Genomic DNA, 21031 nt, shown 5'->3' on the forward strand with positions numbered 1-21031 from the left:
GGCTTGTAAAGTTCCGTTTTGGCCCTTTGTAGCGAGCAACTGGCGCCGGAGACGGAAGTTGTCCAAGGTGAGGATTACGATAAGGAAAAAACGCGACGCCCTCTTACATCACACATTGCCCATCTACCGTCCGATGGCCGGCTTTGGCGTCAGCGTTTCGTGCCTCAACGCGACGTACCATCTCGAATCCACGCTGCATGCCAGGGGTCGGCCGAAAAAGTGGTGAGGCTGGGGTCAGGCTTGCATAGTTGCAATCTCAACTGACGAAACCATACCTTCCTGTCTATTCGAATCGTTAGCCTGTACGTCGCGTTGAGGAAGCGAAACGCGACGCCCTCTAACATGAAACGTTGCTCCATCAACCGTCCCCATGGTCGGCATTGGCGTCGCGTTTCGTGCCTCAACGCGACCTAACATCTTATCCTCTACCATAATCCCAAGAGAAAGAGCGGCCTCGGGGGGCGGTTTCAATGCTGCGCGTAAGATGGTACTATGCCGGCCATCTGAGGGGACAACGGAGAATCTCAATGAAATTTCTGATGGTTTTGGTGTGCCTGGTAATCTGCGCCGATGCCTGCGCTGCGGAGAGCGGTTACCGCATTCTCAAGAGGCTCGCGGTTGGTGGCGCGGGGGGCTGGGATTATTTGACCGTAGACGGTCCCGCCAGAAGACTGTATGTCTCCCGCGGAACCCACGTCATGGTTATCGATCTTGCCGCCGATAAAGTTGTCGGTGACATACCTAACACCCCCGGCGTACACGGCATCGCTGTGGCTTCCGATCTGAACCGCGGCTTTACGAGCAACGGACGGGGCAACTCGTCGACCATCTTCGACCTGAAATCTCTGAAGGTCCTGGGCCAGGTGAAGACCGGATCCAACCCCGATGCCATTACCTATGACCCGGCCTCGAAAAGAGTGGTTACCTTCAACGGGAAGAGCCACGATGCCACGGTTTTCGAGGCTGTCTCCGGCAAAGTGGTGAGAACCATTCCTCTTGGCGGGAAGCCGGAGTTCTCGGCTGCGGACGGCAAAGGCAAGGTTTTTGTCAATATCGAGGATAGCAACGAGGTAGCTGAGCTCGATCTCGTCGAGGCCAGAGAAATCAGGCGGTTTTCTCTCCAGCCTTGCGTTGAACCATCGGGGATGGGGCTCGATGTTCAGCACGGAAGGGTGTTCTCGGGGTGCCACAATAAAATCATGACGGTTCTGGACGTCAACTCCGGTAAAGTCATCGGCGCCGTTCCCATCGGCGCAAAGGTGGACGGAAACGGATACGACGCAGAAACCGGTCTGGCCTTCAGTTCCAACGGAGATGGAACCCTGACCATAGCCCATGAAGTCTCTCCCGGTAGATTCGGTGTCCTGCAAACAGTCCCGACCCAACGGGGCGCCCGGACCATGGCCATCGACCCGACAACCCACAACGTCTACCTGCCGGCAGCGCAGTTCTCGGAAGCGAAGGCGACAGGGGCAACAGGGGCAACGCAGCGACCAGAGATGATTAAGGACACCTTCGAGATTTTGGTCGTCGGGAAGTAAGGGGCACCTTCGCGAGGCGATTAGGTGACGCCTGGGCCTATGCAGGCGAGCTGCACTGTTTTCGGGATCGGCTTCGAACCTGACGCTTACCCCATCCTCACCCTAACCCTCCCCTTGAGGGGGAGGGGACAGTTGGGGAAGATGGGGCAAATGCTGTGATTGTATGGGCGATCTGGTGCTGATCGGGATGCGACCCGGTCGGTGAGGGATTCGTTACGACGATGGCTGGGCGGCGAGGAGGTCGTCCAGGTGCTTGAGTACGGCGTCGATGGTGGACCGGGCGGTCACCATGTCGTCTTTCATCGATTGGAGCTGAGTCGGCTTCAGTTTTCCCAGCGCTACCCCGTCGACTTTCTTCGAAAAGGCGGACACGAACGACACGTCTACTTCCTTCTCCTCTGCCTGCTTAGCCGGCTGCACTTCCTTCTCGATCACTTCCCCGGTAATCAATCCCTTGTCCTTATACTTCTTGTACAGCGCCACCATCTTCGCTCGGCTCTCCGCCTGGGCGATCTTTGACAGGACCTCAATCGGCGCGCCAGGATTGTTCCGAAGGTCGTCCTTTACGCTGTCCGGCAGCTTGTTGAGCGACAGTAGGGCGTTCGTTTGCTTTGTCCCCAAATTGATCCTGTTCAGCAGGTCGGCAGGCTGGTAGCCATGCTTAACCCTGAGTGCTTCGAGCGCTTCGGCTTTTTCGATAGCGGTGCAGGGCTCACGCACCAGGTTTTCCACCAGCATGACCTCTTCGGGTTCGCCATCGGTCAAGATGGCCGGTATTGTCGATAGCATGGCTAAGGGCGCCGCCAGGCAGCGCCGATACCCGGCCGCGACGCAGAATGTTCCCGGTTGATCGGGGTCGGGGTAGACCACGATGGGCTCCATTACCCCATGAACGGCAATGGATTGGGCAAGGTTCGCCAAGGCCTCCTCGTCGAAGTGTGTCCGCATCTGTTTGGTGTTCGGATGGATGAGGGCGAGGGGGAGGTTGTAGAGCTTCCCCTTTTCGTATTGTTCAACCGTGGTCGTTGCCATACATGCCACCTCCTGTTTGGGTGATTGGTAACTTTTAACATTTCTATGGCTGCTGTCAAATCCGAAGTAGGAAAAGTGCATTTTGGGTAGGACCTTCCAGAAAATGGACTAACGATCCGGAATCGTGGAGGAATTTCTCAAAAACCCTCACCCCCCCCTGGCTGGCAGTCGGAGCGGGAGTAAACGGGGTGGTTGCGGCTAATGTGTCGGAATTGCAACGTAATTTGCCATCGCCAAGAGCTCGCCATGGTCCGTGCCGGTAGTGGACATGCCCCTCCGGGACCGTGAATTGGGTACACCTTACGGTTGCCGGCGAGGGGGAGGCTGGTAGACTTCCGGCATGCCTACCCTCGCTCGCATAGACCACGTCGAACTTCTCCAGCATGTCATCGTCAAAGCCGTCCCGGGCCAACGGCTCTTCGAGGACGATACCGACCGTGACCTCTTCCTCAGGATGCTGGAACCTCTCCTCGCCCGGACGGGGACCAAGTGCCTCGCCTGGGTCCTGCTGCCCGACCACTTTCACCTGCTGCTTCGCCCCACCACGCAACGGCTCACCACCTTGATGCTTCCGCTCCTGGTCGGCTATGCTCGCGGCTTCAACAAGCGGCACGGCCGGCGCGGACGCCTGTTCCGCGGGCGCTACAAGTCGGTGGCCTGCGAGGACCACTCCGTCCTCAAAGAGTTGGTCCGCTACCTCCACCTCCACCCGTTGCGCTCGGGTGATGTGGCGAAGTACAAGGATCTGGAGCGTCACCCCTGGTGCGGCCACGGTGCGATCATCGGCTCCTCGAGGCTGGCATGGCAAAGCGTGGGAGAGGTGCTGGAGCGTTTCGGCAGGAAAAGGGAGCGCTGCCTGCTGTCTTACCGCCGCTTCGTCAAGGCTGGTGTGGGGCAGGGCGAGCGAAGGGAGTTGGCCGGGGGAGGAAAGCGGCGGGTGCGACGGCTAGGCGTGGAGGCGCACCCGACCCGGTGCGACGGGCGCATGCTGGGGACCAGCGCGTTCGTGCGGGGAATAGAGGAAGCGCAGGAATGGAGCCGGGCGCCGGTGCGGGGGAGGGCGGAGAGCATCTTCGGACCCCGTCCCACGGTGGTTCCGGTATCGGACCTGGTCGAGAAAGTAGCCGCGGCGGTCGGGCTAAGCCCGGAGCAGGTGCGAGCCCGGAGCCGCGCTCCGGATGTCCGGAGGGCGCGCCGCGTCGTCTGTTACCTGGCGTACATACGGAATTGCCATCCCGGCAGGGCGGTAGCCGCCGAATTGGGCATGGCGCACGCAACCATCTGTGCGGGCGCCAGTGCGGGGGAGACGCTCCTCCGTTACGATTTCCGGCTGCACCATCTCGTGCGATGAAAGTTTACCCCATCCTCACCCCGACCCTCCCCTTGCAAAGGGGGGACAGGGGGGATTTTTGAGCTGCGGACGTTAGCAACTGGAAATCCCCCTAAATCCGCCTTTTTCAAAGGGGGACTTTGAGCTTCCCCGGAATTTCCCGATGAACCTCTTCTTGAAGGGGAGGGGGAGTAAGGGGAGGGGAGAGGTTATTTCCTCTCTTTCAAGTAGTCGTACAGGACCCCGCCGTAATCAACACCGCCATCGACTACCAGGTACTCGGCTTTTATGATTTTCGCGATGGGTATCTCTCCCAACGGGTCGACGGGAGTGCTGCCGAGTTCGAGGCTGGCTTCTCCGTTGTAGAGTTCCTTGATCTTGGTTTCCTGCTTGTAGGAAACGATCTGCATGACGTCGGGTGGGCCGTCTTTCGTGGCTGAGGGGATGTACTTCAGGTTGTACCTCGCACGGGCAGGCCTGGCCGGAATGTTCTCCACTTTTGCCGTCTTCTTGAAGGTGGCCTTCACGATGGGTACTCCCAGCCTGTTCACGTTGAAGGTTATCTTCCCCTCCTTTTCGGTCATGACAATGTCCGCGTCCTTTTTCGGAAATCCCCAGATCTCCCTTCCGCTGATCGCCGGAGCAACCTTGTTCAGGTAAAGAAAGAGCGAGTATCCGCCACCTTCTTTGAACAACGAGACAGGTGCCACCAGGCCGGTCTCTTCGTAGGATTCTCCAGGAAAGTGGAAACTTCCCCTGTCATAGGCGGGAGCCTCAAAGTGCCCGAAGTAGAGGGTGATGATGCCTTCCTTATTCGGCACCATCGGCTTCGGAACGAGCTTTTGCAGTACATCCGGTGAGGTCTTGAAGGTGATGATGACCACCTTTGAATCGTGATAACTGCGGGGCGGGGCACCGTACGCCGGGCCAATCCGAGGCATGCCCAAAACAGCGGGATTGTCGGAGACAGCGAGTGCAGGGGAGATGAGAGAAAAGAAGAACGCGGTTATGAAACCAAGAACATTGACACGCATACAACCCTCCTTTGAATGAAGCAATATGACCCAATTCTCCGATGAAACTGCACTCTATGCTAATTTATAACGTCAATCAATAAAATTTTCTAACAGCGTTACAAAAAGTAGCTACCGGCACAAAACAAACGAGGAGAGGACGAGATGTTTTCTTTGATCTGCGAGGGAAATTGAGGGGTGCGTGGAAAGGTTTGGCGTGGCGTTTCGTGCCTCAACGCGACCTACCTTCTTTCTTGGATAAGGCGGACACGAACGAGTAAAATTTCTTGACATATCCGCTCATCCGGATATATTCGGCGGCATGAAAGTTACCGTACAGTACTTTAGAGCTCTTGCCGATGAAACCAGACTCAGAATAATGGCGCTCCTCCTTGCTTCGGGGGAACTCTGTGTCTGCGACCTCACTGCGACTTTGCAACTCCCGCAATCTACCGTGTCGCGGCATCTCTCCTACCTCAAGAATGCGGGATGGGTTAACGACCGCAGGGAAGGGGTGTGGATCAACTACACGGTTGCCGCAGACAACTCCCTGAAAATGCAACTTGCTTCCGTACTCAAAGAGCGCCTTCCCGAGTTAGCAATCGTGGCGGAAGATATCAAACGGCTTGCCTCGTTTTCCGAGGATGCCGGCTGCGCCTAATTTTTTTTGTCCGGCAGATATCCGTCCATTCGGATGAAAAGAAACGTCCGGAGAGTTGCTGCTTTTTGATCTGAAAGGGGCATTGGATGCTGAAAAGCTTTGCCGATTATCTGGTATTCGTGGCCATGGGGCTGGATCCCAAAAGCCATCTTGGAGCGGCTCTCGATTTCTTCGTCTACGACACGGTCAAAATTTTCCTGCTGCTGACGACTATCGTTTTCGTGGTGGCGGTAATTCGCTCCTATTTTTCCCCGGAGCGGACCCGGCGCATCCTCTCTCACAACCGCGAGTACGTCGGCAATGTGCTGGCCGCTCTCCTGGGCATCGTTACCCCATTTTGTTCCTGCTCCGCAGTCCCGCTCTTCATCGGGTTCGTCGAGTCCGGTATCCCTCTCGGCGTTACCTTCTCTTTCCTCATCTCATCCCCCATGGTGAACGAAGTGGCTCTAATCATGCTATGGGGGCTTTTCGGGTGGAAAGTCGCGTCTATATATATTGGGACCGGTGTGCTGGTGGCAATCTTCGCCGGCATAGTTATCGGGCGGCTAAAGATGGAGAGGTATGTCCAGGATTTCGTTTGGGAGGTCAAAGTCGGGGCGGCGGAGGTACCGGAGCAAACTCTTAAGGAAAAGCTTTCTTACGCACGCGACTATACCGTGGAGCTCCTGAAGAAGATCTGGCCCTACGTCATCGTCGGCATCGGGCTTGGGGCCTTCATCCACGGCTATGCTCCTGAGGATTTTCTCGTGCGGTACGCGGGGAGGGATAATCCTTTTGCCGTGCCGCTGGCGGTACTCATCGGCGTCCCGCTTTACAGTAACGCTGCCGGAATCATCCCCATCGTGCATGCCCTCATGGAAAAGGGGCTTCCTATCGGGACGGTGCTGGCCTTCATGATGGCGGTGACTGCCTTGTCGTTTCCGGAGGCGGTCATTCTGAAGAACGTTCTCAAGGCAAGGCTGCTGGCTACCTTTTTCGGGATCGTCGCAGTAGCAATTATCGTTGTCGGGTATCTGTTCAATGCCATTCTATGAAAGGAGAGAGATCATGAAAATCGAAGTGCTGGGAACAGGATGTGCGAAGTGCAAGACCTTGTACGAGAACACGAAGAAGGCGTTGGAGGAGAGCGGCAAGAGCGCCGAGGTGGTGAAGGTCGAGGATATCGCTTCCATCATGAAGTATGGCGTCATGAGCACACCGGCGCTGGTCATCGACGGCCAGGTGAAGTTTTCCGGTAAGGTGGCTTCCGTTGCCGAAATCCTGGGGATGCTGTCATGAGGTGGCTTCTTGCCGCGGCACTTTTGCTTGTTGCCGCTACCGCCCGTGCCGAGCTTCCTTCCGCTTCCGACGCTGTTATCCGCCAGGCTCTCCGCTCGGGGAGGCCCACCGTGATCGACCTGGGGTCGCGGACCTGTATCCCCTGCAAGAAGATGGCTCCCATCCTTGAGAACCTATCGAATGAATACCGCGGGCGGGCATCGGTCCTCTTCATCGACGTGCATGCGGACGATGCAGCTGCGCAACGGTTTCGTGTCCAGATGATTCCCACGCAGATTTTTTTCGATGCCAAGGGGCGTGAGGTGAAAAGGCACATCGGGGCGATGGAAAAAGCCGACATTATCAATTACCTGAAGGCAGCGGGACTGCGGTGACCTTCCTCGATAATGCTGAGCATCTCATTGCCGCTTACCCGATAATTGCCTTCGGAGTAGTTTTCCTGGCCGGGGTGTTATCGTCCGCTTCTCCCTGCGTCTTGGCAACTATTCCTCTCGTGGTCGGTTTTGTCGGCGGCTATGCCGATGGCGACCGTCGCCGGGCGTTCAGGTTGTCGCTAGCCTTCGTAATGGGACTGTCGGTGACGTTCACCGCATTCGGTGCGGCTGCCGGTTTGTTCGGGACCATGTTCGGAACGTTGGGGGGGCGGTGGTATCTTGTCGCCGGGATAGTTGCGCTGGCGATGGGCGGTCAACTCATGGGGCTTTACGAGTTACGATTTCCTGTGAAATTTAATTACCGGCCGAGGCGGGGAGGGGCGATCGGTTCCTTCCTGCTCGGCCTTTTCTTTGGTGTCGTTTCGTCTCCCTGTGCAACTCCGGTGCTGGTAATTCTTTTGACGGTGGTTGCGACGAAAGGGAAGGTGCTCTACGGAATGGCGTTGCTGTTCACGTACGCCGTTGGTCACTGCCTCCTTATGTTGTTGGCTGGCACTTTTACCGGGTTTGTCGAATCCCTGGTTAAGGCCAAGGGGATCGTGAATTTCTCGACCTGGACGAAACGGGTCGGTGGCGGCGTTGTCGCAATTGCCGGGATATATCTGCTTCTGCAATCGTTTTAATGCGGCTCTTCTTTTCTCTCATGTTGTAGCCGGGGGGGGAAGGGGAGGGCGGGCTCGGTTTTCGGGGGGGGATAGTCAAAGCATTTACGCGGCCGTCTAAACTTTTTATAGCTTTGAAGGGATTTTGAAATATCCGAAAGGGATCTCAACAGATTGGCGAGGTACTTTTACAAACTCGAGCGGTAGTTGCGCAAATTAGAGTGGTACTTTCACAAATTAGAACGCCGCCATAACAGCAGATGATGGCAAACTTTAAAATGCTGCCGGAACTTTCGTTGATCCCGCCGGAAAAATCTTTTTACCTGCCCAGCCCTGATAAAGTTGCTCTCTAATTTTCACAAATTAAATCACCACTTCATAACATTAAGAGAGAATCCGAAGTAATTTTGGTGAAAACCCTTTCAAGGACTGACGCCACCGTAAAAAGTTCCTTGCCCACCTATTGTATTTTGCCCACAACTTTAACAGCTGCTTCCAGCAGTTGTAAAACTGCTGCACCAACTTTGGAAAATTAATAACCAACTTTTGCAACCGCTGCGCACTTTATAGAAATCCTGGCAGAGCTTTCGGGAGGGGCCGCGTATTAGCCGCCTCTCCCGGCGTTTTAACGACGCATCTCCCGCACGACGACCCACGCCTCCCCGTAACGCCATCATCCCGCCTTCTCCTTCGACAAAAACAATATACAGGAATTCACTTAGTTACAAGATTCATGAGTAATTATTTGAGATACCGTTACCCGCGGCCCGAATATTGCTAAATCATTAGCTATTTTGGCCGCGCACCTTGGATGGCCGTGGCCCATTCCTAAAGAAGGAGGTGGAAAGGGAGGTAGTGAGGACGTGTCGGATCTTTCATTACATTTTATTGGAGGCAAAAGAATGAAGTCGTTGATGCAAAGTATTTCGATCCTACTGAAACGCCAGCTCGCGGTCGTTGTGGCCATGGCAATTGCCGGTACGGCCATGAGCGCCATGGCAGCGGGTCCATCGGTGAGTTGGACAACGAAGGCGGACTTCGAGAGTAACGCCAGTACTCTCGGTACGCCGACCAACAGGAACAACATCGACACTACCAGCATTCCGGACAGTATCAAGGTAGGGATCCCCAGGGATTTCGTCACCACGGCTACCATCACCTGCGTCACTTCCTCGAAGATCTACACCTCGGGGGTCACCCGCACCTCCCTCTCCGTGATCGATGCCGCTACCGGCCAGGTGACCGGGTCTATCCCGCTCCCCAATCCTGCGGCAGGGATCGTGTACGACTCCGCCGACAACAAGCTGTACGTTGGACAGCAAAACAGTAACACGGTCCTGGTGGTGGACGCGGACTCCGGCGCGATCATCAAGACTCTTACCATCGGTGCTGCCACCAACGGCGTTTATGCTGCCACCTATAACTCCGCCAACAACAAGGTGTACCTTGCCAACACCGGCGACCAGACCGTTTCGATACTCGACGCCCCCTCGGATACCGTTTTGCAGACGGTAACCGTGACGGCCGGAGCGACCACCGCCACGATCAAAGCCGACAATAAGGTCTACCTGACCGGTAAATCCAACAATTACGTCACCGTCATCGACGGTACCACCAACCTGGTGCTGCAGGACATCCAGGTCGAGCCGGTGCTCGGCATCCTCGGCGGGTCCGCTCCCGGCAATGCCGGTTTGCGTCTCTACGCGCCCAACCTCGGCCTCACCGGCGCCTCTACGATCCTTCTGAACTGGAACGCGGACCCCTTGCTCACCGGTCAGAACATCCAGCTCCAGATGCGCGCCGCTCCCGACGTGGCATCTCTCGACACGGCTCTCTATCTCGGCCCCGACGGCACCGCGGACACCTGGTATGAGGCCTCCACCGCTGGCGCGTCGGCCGTGACCGAGGCCGACGGTACCGTCACCACGACCGTCCCGGTGTCCGCTCCCTTCGCCAATGCGGCTGAATTACAGGTAAAGCTCACCTGGGACGGCATCACCTCTCCAGTGCTGCATGACGTGGGTCTCACCTACGCCTTCACCATAACCGCATCGGCAGGGCCGGGCGGCGTTATCACCCCGTCGGGTGCGGTTCTGGTGGCGGCAGGTGCGAGCCAATGCTTCACCATCACCCCCAACCCCGGGTATCATGTCCTCGATGTCAAAGTCGATGGCGTCTCCCAAGGGGCGAACACCAGCTACTGCTTCAACAACGTCAGGGCCGACCACACCGTCGAGGCCAGCTTCGAGCGTAACCGGTATACGATCACCGCCTCCGCGGGGCTCAACGGAACCATCTCTCCCTCCGGGGCCGTCACCGTCCTTTACGATGACAGCGCGACCTTTACCTTCACGCCTGCTACCGGCTACCACGTCGATCACGTCTACGTTGACAACGCCGACAAAGGTGCCTTGCCGAGCTATACCTTCGATCACGTCAACGCGGACCATACCATTCATGTAACCTTCGCCATCAACACCTACACCATCACCGCCACCGCCGGTCCCGGCGGCAGCATTTCCCCGCCGTCGGCAACCGTCAATTACCACGACAGCCAGACCTTCGCCATCACCCCGTCCACGGGCTACGTGGTGGTCAACGTCTATGTCGACAACCAGACCGTAGGGGCGGTAACCAGCTACACGTTCCAAAGCGTGGAAGCGGATCATACCATCTCTGCCGTCTTTGGGCCTGCGCTTCCCGACCTCGTGGTGACCTCTCTGACTGCGCCGGCGACGGCGATTCCGGGGACGACCATTACCGTCCCGGCCACCATCAAAAATATCGGGTACAGTTCGACCGGCACCTTCTACGTCGGTTTCTATCTCTGCCCGACCAACAACATAAACACCACCTGCATGAACCTTGCGACCAAGATGTTCACCTCGCTTGCCCCTGGCGGCCAGACGACCATCAATTTGAACGCTCCCCTGGGAACCGTGACGAGCGGAAACTACTACATCGGCGCGATAGCAGACCCGTCAAAACAGGTAGTCGAAGCCGACGAGACCAACAACACCCTGGCGGCGGCGACACCGACCACCGTTCTTAAAGGACCCGACCTCGTCATGACGCAGGTGACTGCACCGGCGTCCACCTCCGTGGGACAGCAGATTTCGGTACCCGTGACGGTGAAAAACCAGGGGATCGGTCCCGCAATGAATAGCTACTACGTCGGTCTCTATCTCTGCCCGACCAGCAACATCACCACCAGCTGCACGAGCCTGCGGCAGAGCCTGGTCAGCTACCTTGCTGTCGGCGCTCAGCAGTCGTTCAACGTAACCGCTACGGTGCCGCCGGTGGCCAACGGGACGTACTATATCGGCGCCTATGCCGATAGTTCCGACCGTAACGAAGAGATGGACGAAACCAACAACGCACTAGCAGGTAGTCCGACCACGATACAGTAAATGGCATAAGTGGGTGCCTGGCAGGCCCTTGCCCCCTCTCTTCAAGGGAGGGGGCAAGGAGTCTTTCCCCGAACGATCCAATCCGCACGCAAACAGACAGCTCCCCTCGCTTAACCTCTCTCCTCCGCGCGCTATCGTCTCCCCTGTAAATTTTTTCACTGTGAATTTTTTTACAACCCGGCAAAGTGACGCTAAAACGGCAGCTTTTACAAGCTGAGGTATTGGAATTGTAAAAAAACGAACAGTAAAATAAATTTAATACTGTGCGAGGTTGGTATGAAGGACTGTAACTGTGCAGAATATTGCGATACTGCCAGATGCGACCTGTTGGCTCAGTTTTTGATTAAGTCACAAGATTTGTGGTGTTTGCCCGTCCGATTCAGATCCTTTTATTGACTATGACATCGCGGGGAGGCTGGGAATGAGGGGATACCGGGCCGACCCAAATGGGCACGCGATCCCCTGACCAGAGTTTTTGAGCTGGCCTTGCTGCCCCGCATCAGTCGACGGTGAGGACCTGAGAGATACGTGCTACACACGCAGTGATATCTAAGAGATCCCCGTGGATTGCTGGGGCGGAGGGCGGCTGTTTCGTTGAGGCCATTAATTGGTACTGGTGTCGCCGCTATCTCTTCCGGCATTTCACCGGCTTTTGACACACCCGGGAGATCCGGAGCTTTTCGGACCGACGGCTGACCGAGATCTTCTGGCCTGCGTGATGTCACTCGTGGGGACGGAGCGGGGGAGAAGGGGCGGCTTATCGGGTGGGCACGGATTGTGTAGCGAAGCGGTTACCTTACTGTGTTTCCGCCAAATGACCGCATTTCTCGCGCTTGGAAATGTTTTGAAATAGCCGGTGGGAGGCCTCCGGGTTAAATTGACTCAAAAAGCTGAATTCATTCCTGGTTTAATATATTTTGGTTGACTTTTGGTTGTTTATTCCTTAGTAATATCGCAGAATCTGATGGGACTTATTTGCTGAGCAGCTAGCTAAATGGCTGTCGTGACATTTGAAGGGACGAGTCGTGAGCAATATTCGACAGCCAAATGGCGAGGCGGGATTTACTCTCCTTGAACTGCTGATAGCGGTGCTGCTGCTTACCATCGGTTTTCTCGGCACCTTTACCTCCATCTGGGCTTCCCAGAAGGCTGGGAGCTCCTCCCGTAACATCACCCAGGCCGCCACGTTGGGCCAGGATCTGATGGAACAGCTGCTGTTCCGCAACTACACCGGGCTTAGAAACGGGACTTACTCCTACGCCACCACACCTCCCTATCCATCCTCCTTCTCCCGCAGTTATACCGTCCAGCAGGACGTTCCCGCTACCAACATGAAAACCGTGACGGTCACGGTCTCTTGGAAGGAGTTCAACTTGACCAAGACCCGAACCTTGACCAGCGTGCGTCGTGCCGATTTTTAGGGGGAAGCAGGTGGATAAGAGGTCGTTACTCGGTAGCGCGCAAGGTTACACCCTGGTGGAGATGGTCATCGTCATGTTCATCTTTGCAGTGGTGAGCGCCGGTATCTACACCACCTTCGACACCGGCAACAAAAGTATCGTTAAGCAGCAAGATGTCATCGGTATCCAGCAGCAGGCGCGCGGCGCCCTGAACGGCATGGAACGCGACCTGCGCACCATCGGCTACGGCCTGGCGGACCTGGGCAACCTTACCATGAACGTCTACCCTCCTAGCGCTTCCGCTCCCGGAACCTGGAGCGTGGTGGAAAGTTACGACAACCTGAACTCCGCCGGTGTCGCTCCCTCCACCGACTGCATACGGCTACGGTATTTCCGCGCCTCGGCGGACGTGGCGGACGACGTCTATATCACCCAGGACCACCCCAGCTCCGCCGCCGATACCTTCGTCAACAGTAACGACGGCTTCCATCAGGGGGACTTGTTCGTCATCTACGACCCGCGGGACCTCTCCCGGCCGGGGACCGTGCTGCAGGTTTCCAACGACCCCACCCAGGGCGCCTCGCCCAAGGACAAGCTGATCCACAACCCGGGCGCCAACGGCCCCTACAACCCTCCCAACGCGAGCAACCTCTTCCCGTCCGGCGGCTATACGGTCGGTTCCCGGATCCTCAACCTGGGACAAAGCCGCACGGTCACCTACTACGTCGACAATAAATTAAACCTGGTGAAGGAAACCCGCGACAACCCGGACGTCACCCAGCCACCCACCTCGGTACGCCCCATTGCCTCCGGCGTGGAGGATTTCCAGATCAAGTACGGCTTCAAGGACGGCCAGTGGCTGGACGCGGTGGTGCTCGGCGACGCCAATCACGACGTCAACAACCTGCGTGCCATGCGCGTGAGTATGGTGGTGCGCTCCATGAACCGTTCCGCCAACGGCACCGGCATCACCCCACCGGTGACCCTTTCCGGACAGTTCGGCAACGGCATCCCCCGCGGCGGGGACAAGTTCCGGCGGGTAGTGATTACGACGGTGATCAGCCTGCGCAACCTGGCAACCAGAGGATAGCCCGATGCCCTTAAAGAACGAACACGGTTCCGCCCTGGTCATCTCCATGATGTTCCTGCTGGTGCTTACCCTGCTGGTCACCGTGGTGCAAAGAGACGCCCTCCTGGAGTTCATCTCCAGCCGGGGGTACGAGCAGTCGCAGCACGCCTTTTACCAGGCCGAAAGCGGCCTGCGCGATGCGCACAGCTGGCTGGCGGGGCAGGGGCTCGCCCCGGAAAACAGCATCAATCCGCCGGCGTGGTTCTACAACATGTCCACCGCCATGCCGTCCGCCGACTCGGGGTGGTCCACCTACGTCGTGAACGGCAACTTCCGCTACCGCTATTACATGGAGCATCTGAAGGACGCGACCGCCAACGTGAGCGGCGGCGAGAGTGCGAAGATCGGCACCACCACGGCCGTGGGGGGAAAGGTGCACTACTACCGGATCACCGCGGAGGGTTCCGACAGCGTGAACATGGCGCGCAAGGTCGTGCAGATCGTCACCACCGCGCGCTACTAGGAGAGGGCGATGGACGTACAGAACGTTTACCTTAAGAGGCTTTCCCTGGTGATGGTGTCGCTGATCCTGGCCGTGGTGATTTCCACCGCGGTCATGGCCGCCATCTCGCAGACGCCGCTTTTTCTGATGACCGGGGACAAGCCCAATATCTTCTTCGTCCTCGACAACTCGGGAAGCATGTGGAACATCTCCTGGCATCCCGGCTACCCGGCGAGCGCCAGCGCCACCACGTACCCCACCTGGTTCAACAAGTTCTTCAACGGTGCCGGCGACAATTTCGTGCTCCGGCAGGACTCCACCATCAACCGGCGGGTGCTCTACTTCAAATCCAACGCCTGGACCGGGGGCACCGGCAGCAACAACGCCGCCGATTTCAGCAACTTCGCCTCCAGCACCCCGCTTCCCCCGGTGGGGCAGACCTACGTGCTTAACGCCTCCCAGAACACCGGCAACTACGACCGGGTGATGATCGCCGACGCCAACAACAACTTCTGGATCACCTCCTACAACTTCTCCACCGGCGACGCCACGCTGGGGACGAGCAACACCCAGCCGATCTACTGGAACAGCTCCAGCAAGAGCTATCGGATCATCAACTCCGCCAACGGCACCGCGGGGACCACGAAACCGGTCGGCGTCGCCCTGCCGCGCTCCGCCGACGCGGGCCCGAGTAACGATTACAACACCTGGTTCACCGGCTCTTACCTCAACTGGCTCTACTTCGTGGCCGACGCGACCACCCGCAGCCAGGTCGCGGAGACCAGCACCTACGCCCAGTACCACACCACCCGCATCCACGCAGCCAAGGACGCCATCACCACCGCCATCAACTCGACTATCAACGCCGACGGCTCCTCCAAGTACCGCTGGGCCGGTTTCACCTACACGGCCGCCACCAACGCGGCGCCACCGCGCCTGGGACCCAGCACCTGGGTCGATCCCGACTCGGCCGTCAACATCACCTCGCTGAAAACCGCCATCGCGGGTGTGTGGCCCACCATGGGAACCCCGCTGGGGGGGACCCTGCAGATGCTTTGGCAGTACGTCTGGCAGAGCGCCACCAACTCGCCGGTCACCAGCCGCTGCCAGTCGCAGTACCTGATCGTGGTCACCGACGGCTATCCGCACCAGGTCGACGACGCGGGCACCATGGCATCCCCGGATCCGTCCGGCGGCTTCTCGGTGAAAAACAGCGACTACTGGTACAACCCCGCTTTCCCCGGCGACAACAACTGGCGCTCGAAGGCGCATATCGTGACCCAGAGGATGCACCTCGGATTTTCCAAGACATTCTCCGGCACCGCCTACACCATCCCGATCGATACCTTCGTCATCGGCCTCTCGTTCCCGGCCAACCCCTCGACGAACCTCATCACCGATCCGACCTCGATGCTTTACCTGATGGCGAACAACGGCGGCGGCGACGCCTACGGGGTCTCCGATTCGGTCGGCCTCATCAACGCCTTGAGCGCCACCATCAACACCATCGCCTCGCGCATCTCCTCGGTGAGCTCGGTGGCGGTAAACACCGCCTACGTTACCTCGAGCACCAAGCTCTACCGGGCGAAGTTCAACTCCGGCGACTGGATAGGGTACCTGGAGGCGTACGGGATCAACCCCTCCACCGGCGCGGTCATCGGCTATCCGAACACGCCTCTGTGGGAGGCCTCATCCTCGACCCCCAACGCGGCCTCGGGCTCGGGCGGTCTCAACGGACGTGATCCTTCCACCCGGGCGATCTACACGGCGGGCAACGACGGCTTCGGAAAGATCCGCAGCCGCTACGACTTCAGCGGCACCAACGTGACCACCCTGGCCGGTAGCGCCTTCATGAACTTCTCCACCGCCGCGACGTATACCTCCACGTCGCCGGCCTGGGAGCTGATCGACTACGTGCGCGGCACGGAGATCGCCGGCTACCGTCCCCGGGTTTCCAAGCTGGGAGACACCATCTACTCGCAGCCGGTGGTAATCGGCCCCCCCACCGGCTTTTACAACGACCACCACTACGCCGACTTCAAGGCGAGCAACCGCTCCCGTAAGACGCTTCTCTACATCGGGGCCAACGACGGCATGATGCACGCCTTCGACGCCGATACCGGCAACGAGGAGTGGGCCTTCATCCCCAACATGCTTCTTTCGAAGCTCAAGTACCTGCGCCTGACCCCCTACAACCACACGAACTACGTGGACGGCACCGTGACCGTGCTCGACGCCTACATCGACCCAACCGGCGGCGACAACGCGACCGCCCGCTCCTGGCGCTCGGTGATGGTCTGCGGTCTGCGCGAGGGTGGGAAGGGGTGGTTCGCCCTGGACGTGACGGACCCGGCCAATCCGCAGCCGCTGTGGGAGGTGAACACCGGTAGCCAGGAGAAGGTGGGGAATACCACGGTCGGCATGGGGTACAGCTTCGGCACGCCGCTCATTCTGAAGCTCCGGACCGGCACCGGACCGGAGGATTTCCGCTGGGTGGCAGCGCTCCCTAACGGCTACGAGAGCGGCACCGCCAGTAAGTCGGCTTCGCTCATGCTGGTCGATCTCGGGACCGGGGCCGTGTTGAAGGAGATCGTGGTAGATACCACCAGCAACTCCGCCTCCTACGCCAACGGCCTCGCCTCCCCATCGGCGATCGACGTGAACGGAGACGGCTTTGCCGATTACATCTATGCCGGCGATCTCAAGGGTAACCTCTGGAAATTCGACGTCTCCGGGGTGGGCCCTTCGGCTTGGGACGTGAGCTACCGTGCGACCGGCGCCGGGCATCCTGCGGTTCCGCTTTTCAAGGCCCAGGTCGGCTCGCCGGCGGCACCGCAGCCGATCACCGTCGCCCCCGAGATCGTCCTCAGGGGGGACTACCAGATCGTCTATATCGGCACCGGCAAGTACTTCGAGACCGGCGATGCCACCGCCACCCAGACGCAGAGCCTCTACGGCATCTACGATAAGAACACCGTGTCCAACAATCCACCCGCGGCCGGTCTCCTCACCCGGAGCAATCTCCAGGTGCAGACACTCACCGCGGTCACCTCGTCCCTGGGGGACCAGTTCCGAACGTCCTCGGACAATCCGCTGACCACCACCGCGCTCGGCTGGTACGTCGACCTGCCGACCAGCGGCGAGCGGGTGGTGAGCGATCCGGTGGCCAAGTCCGGAAAGATCATCTTTACCTCCTTTATCCCCAACACTGACCAGTGCGCCTACGGCGGCACGAGTTGGCTCATCGAGCTCGATATCGCCACCGGCGGCACGGTTCCGAAGCCGGTTTTCGACGTGAACCACGACAGCGCCATCAACGGCACCGACGTCCTCACCCCAACCGGCGGGGGGGCGGCCAAGGCACCGACCGGCTCCTTCCTCGGCGAGGGGCTGGCGGCGGCCCCGACCATCGTCGGCACGAGCGGCGGGCTGGAATACAAGTACATCACCAGCACCACCGGCGCGATCAACGTCGTGCTGGAAGGAAGCGGCACCAACCAGCTCGGCGTGCGAAGCTGGCGCCAGTTGCGCTAGCTTCCGGCGGCCGAAGTGGGGGCGCTGCCGTTGAAAAGTGCCCAGAAATGCAAGGCTATGATGGGAATGGCCGAGCTGCCGGAAGAAGGAGCGAAAACGGTCCGGCATGGCATGTGACGGGGGATGAGAGAGGGTCACTCGGATGGGTCCCATGGCGGGACCCATTCCTCCGGCTTGTACATGTAGTTGTCCCCATCGAGAAACCACTGGAACAACCTTTGCGCACGCTTCGTTTTTTTCCCGGTAAAGAAAAATTCCCGCCATTTCAGCTCGGTTTCGATGACCTTCGTAATGTCGCGTAACCAGAGCTTCTTCTTCTCCCTGTCAAAGTCGAAACAGTACCATTTCCCTTGCTCCTGGTGGGGGATCACTCTTCCTACCCGGATCTTTTGGGAGTGCTTGTTGTTGGCGAGGTTGTAAAACACCTGTCTTCCATTACCGAGCACTACGAGCGACATTTCGGTAACGAAGGAAATGCCGTGATAGTGCTCGGGCTCGTAGATGCCGAAGCAGGGCGCGCTGGTGTAGACCCTGAGGACGTCCAGCCCGGGGCCCCTTTTTACGAGCATATTCATCTGTACCGTATAGATGTTGCCGTTTTTGGTGTCGATGCGGTAAACCTTCGCCTCCCCGTTTATGCCGTCTTTGACCGAAAGGTTCCGGTTGACGGTTTCCATGACGTCCTCACCGGCAATGACGAAGCTGTCAGGATGACTTGAGCGGCGGTAAACCCTGAACGTAGGCCGCTGTCCCATGGATACCGTTTGCACCGTCCCCTTCGGGTCCAAGCGTTTCCTCACCAATCGTGCCGGTGCGCGTTCCTCGTAGTGCTCGACGATGACGTAGTAATCGGTGTCCCTTTCGCTCGACAAAGATACTCCCCTAACGTCGAAAGCGTCGTCAATCTCGAATGCCTCCCGCATACCGAAATTCGCGGTGAAGCGGGCGCGATCGAGGTCGATTTCCGCCCGCCACATAAGGTCGCCGACGAGATCCTCGTCCACGGTCTCGTGAAAGAGCATCGTCCCGTCCGAGAGGGTTTCGCTTCCCTCGGTCCTGGCGAAGACGGGGGATGTCACCCGGCACGCGCCCTGGCGGGCAAAATCGATCATTACCAGGGAGTTCTGGCCGTCCTTCAAGAAGATCCTATCCTCGCCGATGAGGTAGATTCCCAGCGGCGGCCGCGTCGTCAGATCGATGGGGAGGTCGTCCGAAAATTCCAAGGTCACCGGCTCATGGTCGATGCGATAGGCTTCGGCAAACTCCGCGTCGACGGCGCCGGTGGCGACGGGATCGGCGATTTCGCTCCTGAGGTAGGCGACCCTTTCGCTTAAGCCGAGCCTGAGTGCTTCGCGGAAGTGAAGAAGAAGTTGGGAGCCGTCTCTTTCCGGCAAGAGGCTCGCCAGCCGCTCCTCCATGATTCGCACCAGTTCCTGCCGCTCTTCGGGGGGGAGAACGGTCATCCTCTTTTTGATGGAGCCATAGATGGCTCTCGTCTCGCCTGCCTGGCATTCCGGAGACCCGCTTTTCTCCACCAGCTCCGCGATCTCTTTGCGCGCCTTTTCCTGCTCCGCTTGCCGCAGCCGCCGGTAATCCGCCTTGAATTCCGCGCTGGTGCCGAACCACGGCTTGAGCTCTTCGTAGACCTCGTAGCATCCTTCCGGGTTGCCCGCGGCGAGGGCCGTTTTGGCCCTCACGAAACGAAGCCAGGGCTCCTTGGCGCGCTCCCCGGCAGCTGCCGTGCGCTTGTTGTCCTGGAGCAGGGAAAAAAACGGAGAGAGGGGGATCACCTCGCCGGCCCGCTCCAGAAATTCCGGCTGCTTCATCAGGAAGGAGAGCCGGTCGAAGCACTCCGGCCACGATTGCTGCGCAAGATGCGTTTTGATCGCCGCCAGCTGGGTGTCGAAGATCTCCCTCCTCTGCCGGCCCTTTTCCTCGCCGATCAGTTTCCTGATCTTCTCCTTGTTATCCCGGTCCTCTTCCAGCAGGGTGGTCAGCAGGGCGATTCTCCGCTCGCCGCTTGGCTCGTTGTCCAGCTTGGCCCAAAGCTCGGCCAGCCGGGTTCCGTCATCGATGGCCTCGATGGCGGCGACGACGGAGCGCGCCTGCTGGCTGTGGGGATAGATCTCCAGCGCCTCGCGGGCAAACTGCTTCGCCTGTTCCAGATCTCCTGCGTCGAAAAGGGTCCTGGCCTTTTCCCCCAAAGGCCCGGCCTTGGCGTCGAGCGCGGCTTCGATCTCCTTTTGAAGGGGAGCCCAACCGGAAAGGAACCCTTCCTTTTCGTTGCCGATCCTGACCAGTTCGCGGGCCGTGAAGAGGTTACCGTCCCTGAAAGCGATGTCCGCATAGGCGAAGATCCCTTCCAAGCCGAGTTCGCCGGGATGAAGCTCGTCGAGAATGGCGCGGGCTTCCGGGAAGGAGCCGATGTGATGGTAGGCGACGGCCAGCGTCTCGCGGATGCTCTTGTCCTTGAGGATGGCTTTGGACTGGCTGAGGAGCATGTCGATGCAGCGGTGGTAGGCGCCCATCTCCTGGAGCATGAGGGCGGCTCCCCGGGCGAGTACCGGGACGTCCCCGTTTGTGGTGGCGCGAAGAGCCGCCAGAGTCTCCTCGGCGTCGGCATACTCGAATTCGTCCAAAAGCCTTTGGGCCTCCTTGAGGACCTCGCTCGGGGAATCGGCCGGCTTCGTCTCCCGGCGCCCCTTTCCCTGGGGACGAGGGGGCTCTTCTTTTTCCTTGATGAGGGGGGGCGCCGTTTCCACTCGTTGGACCGCCGCGGTGGACAGGGAACCGATACGGGCGTGGCAGGCATCGATGGAGGGGAGGGCGCGGTGCTTGATGAGGATGATGTTGGGGCTCACCGGATGGGGGACCAGGTTGAAGGCCTCTCCGTAGTTTTCCAAAAGGAGGCTTTGGAGGCGGTGCTTTATGGCATAGCCGCGCTCCTTGTCGGTGTGGACAAGGGCTAAACTGGTCGGATTTACTCTCTTGATGAGGGAGATGATTTCCGTCGAAGAGGGTACGTGGCCGGATTTGAGAAGGTGCTCGGACGCTCGAACGTGGTCCTCCCATTTCATGATCACTCCCCCTTGTCATAGCGGTGCCGGTCAACACTCAAAGGTGAGCTGAATATTATCAAACTCTAATCTAATGTCAAAGGAACTGCCAAAGGTTACCGGGAGTCTGATGATTGGATTGGTAGATGCTGCTGCCGACTGAAGGGAC

The 21031-nt window shown here is 58.6% G+C and carries 15 protein-coding genes; 12 read left to right on the plus strand and 3 right to left on the minus strand.

The features are described 5' to 3' along the window. Nucleotides 1–527: 527 nt before the first annotated feature. A complete protein-coding gene (locus L4X63_RS16400; RefSeq protein WP_250679724.1) occupies nt 528–1541 on the plus strand; it encodes a YncE family protein in 1014 nt (337 codons plus the stop codon). A gap of 213 nt (nt 1542–1754) precedes the next feature. Here the strand turns inward: L4X63_RS16400 and L4X63_RS16405 are convergent, their stop codons facing one another. Beyond that, nucleotides 1755–2573, minus strand: a complete 819-nt coding sequence (locus L4X63_RS16405; protein WP_250679725.1) for a ParB/RepB/Spo0J family partition protein — start codon at nt 2571–2573, stop codon at nt 1755–1757. A 340-nt stretch (nt 2574–2913) separates the two neighbouring features. Between L4X63_RS16405 and L4X63_RS16410 the strand changes: the two genes are divergently transcribed. Beyond that, nucleotides 2914–3924 carry a transposase gene (locus L4X63_RS16410; RefSeq protein WP_250679726.1) on the plus strand — a complete coding sequence of 337 codons (1011 nt, stop codon included), beginning with the start codon at nt 2914–2916 and terminating at the stop codon, nt 3922–3924. A gap of 188 nt (nt 3925–4112) precedes the next feature. On the opposite strand, the gene L4X63_RS16415 is transcribed toward L4X63_RS16410, so the two are convergent. Then, nucleotides 4113–4937 carry an acetoacetate decarboxylase family protein gene (locus tag L4X63_RS16415; RefSeq protein ID WP_250679727.1) on the minus strand — a complete coding sequence of 275 codons (825 nt, stop codon included), beginning with the start codon at nt 4935–4937 and terminating at the stop codon, nt 4113–4115. 301 nt (nt 4938–5238) lie between these two features. Between L4X63_RS16415 and L4X63_RS16420 the strand changes: the two genes are divergently transcribed. The 10 genes from L4X63_RS16420 (at nt 5239) to L4X63_RS16465 (ending at nt 17806) form a co-directional block, all read left to right on the plus strand. Beyond that, a complete protein-coding gene (locus tag L4X63_RS16420; protein WP_250679728.1) occupies nt 5239–5577 on the plus strand; it encodes an ArsR/SmtB family transcription factor in 339 nt (112 codons plus the stop codon). An 86-nt stretch (nt 5578–5663) separates the two neighbouring features. Then, on the plus strand, nt 5664–6611 hold the full coding sequence (locus L4X63_RS16425; protein WP_250679729.1) for a permease: 948 nt from the start codon (nt 5664–5666) through the stop codon (nt 6609–6611). Between the two features lie 13 nt (nt 6612–6624). Beyond that, nucleotides 6625–6855 (plus strand): thioredoxin family protein, encoded by a 231-nt coding sequence (locus L4X63_RS16430; protein WP_250679730.1) that lies wholly within the window; start codon nt 6625–6627, stop codon nt 6853–6855. Further along, nucleotides 6852–7229 carry a thioredoxin family protein gene (locus L4X63_RS16435; protein ID WP_250679731.1) on the plus strand — a complete coding sequence of 126 codons (378 nt, stop codon included), beginning with the start codon at nt 6852–6854 and terminating at the stop codon, nt 7227–7229. Before L4X63_RS16430 ends, L4X63_RS16435 begins: the two co-directional genes overlap by 4 nt. Next, complete coding sequence (locus tag L4X63_RS16440) at nt 7226–7912, plus strand: cytochrome c biogenesis CcdA family protein (protein ID WP_250679732.1); 687 nt, start codon at nt 7226–7228, stop codon at nt 7910–7912. Before L4X63_RS16435 ends, L4X63_RS16440 begins: the two co-directional genes overlap by 4 nt. 881 nt (nt 7913–8793) lie before the next feature. Further along, entirely contained in the window at nt 8794–11301 is a 2508-nt protein-coding gene (locus L4X63_RS16445) for a CARDB domain-containing protein (RefSeq protein WP_250679733.1), read from the plus strand. A 1025-nt stretch (nt 11302–12326) separates the two neighbouring features. Further along, nucleotides 12327–12722 carry a type IV pilus modification PilV family protein gene (locus tag L4X63_RS16450; protein ID WP_250679734.1) on the plus strand — a complete coding sequence of 132 codons (396 nt, stop codon included), beginning with the start codon at nt 12327–12329 and terminating at the stop codon, nt 12720–12722. Between the two features lie 10 nt (nt 12723–12732). Continuing rightward, on the plus strand, nt 12733–13791 hold the full coding sequence (locus tag L4X63_RS16455; protein WP_250679735.1) for a PilW family protein: 1059 nt from the start codon (nt 12733–12735) through the stop codon (nt 13789–13791). Nucleotides 13792–13795: 4 nt separating this feature from the next. Further along, nucleotides 13796–14293, plus strand: a complete 498-nt coding sequence (locus L4X63_RS16460; RefSeq protein WP_250679736.1) for a PilX N-terminal domain-containing pilus assembly protein — start codon at nt 13796–13798, stop codon at nt 14291–14293. A gap of 9 nt (nt 14294–14302) precedes the next feature. Beyond that, on the plus strand, nt 14303–17806 hold the full coding sequence (locus tag L4X63_RS16465) for a pilus assembly protein (RefSeq protein WP_250679737.1): 3504 nt from the start codon (nt 14303–14305) through the stop codon (nt 17804–17806). Between the two features lie 134 nt (nt 17807–17940). Here the strand turns inward: L4X63_RS16465 and L4X63_RS16470 are convergent, their stop codons facing one another. Further along, nucleotides 17941–20883, minus strand: a complete 2943-nt coding sequence (locus L4X63_RS16470; RefSeq protein WP_250679738.1) for a tetratricopeptide repeat protein — start codon at nt 20881–20883, stop codon at nt 17941–17943. Nucleotides 20884–21031 lie beyond the last annotated feature (148 nt).

The sequence above is a fragment of the Geomonas sp. Red32 genome, assembly GCF_023652955.1.
Classification (GTDB): Bacteria; Desulfobacterota; Desulfuromonadia; order Geobacterales; family Geobacteraceae; genus Geomonas.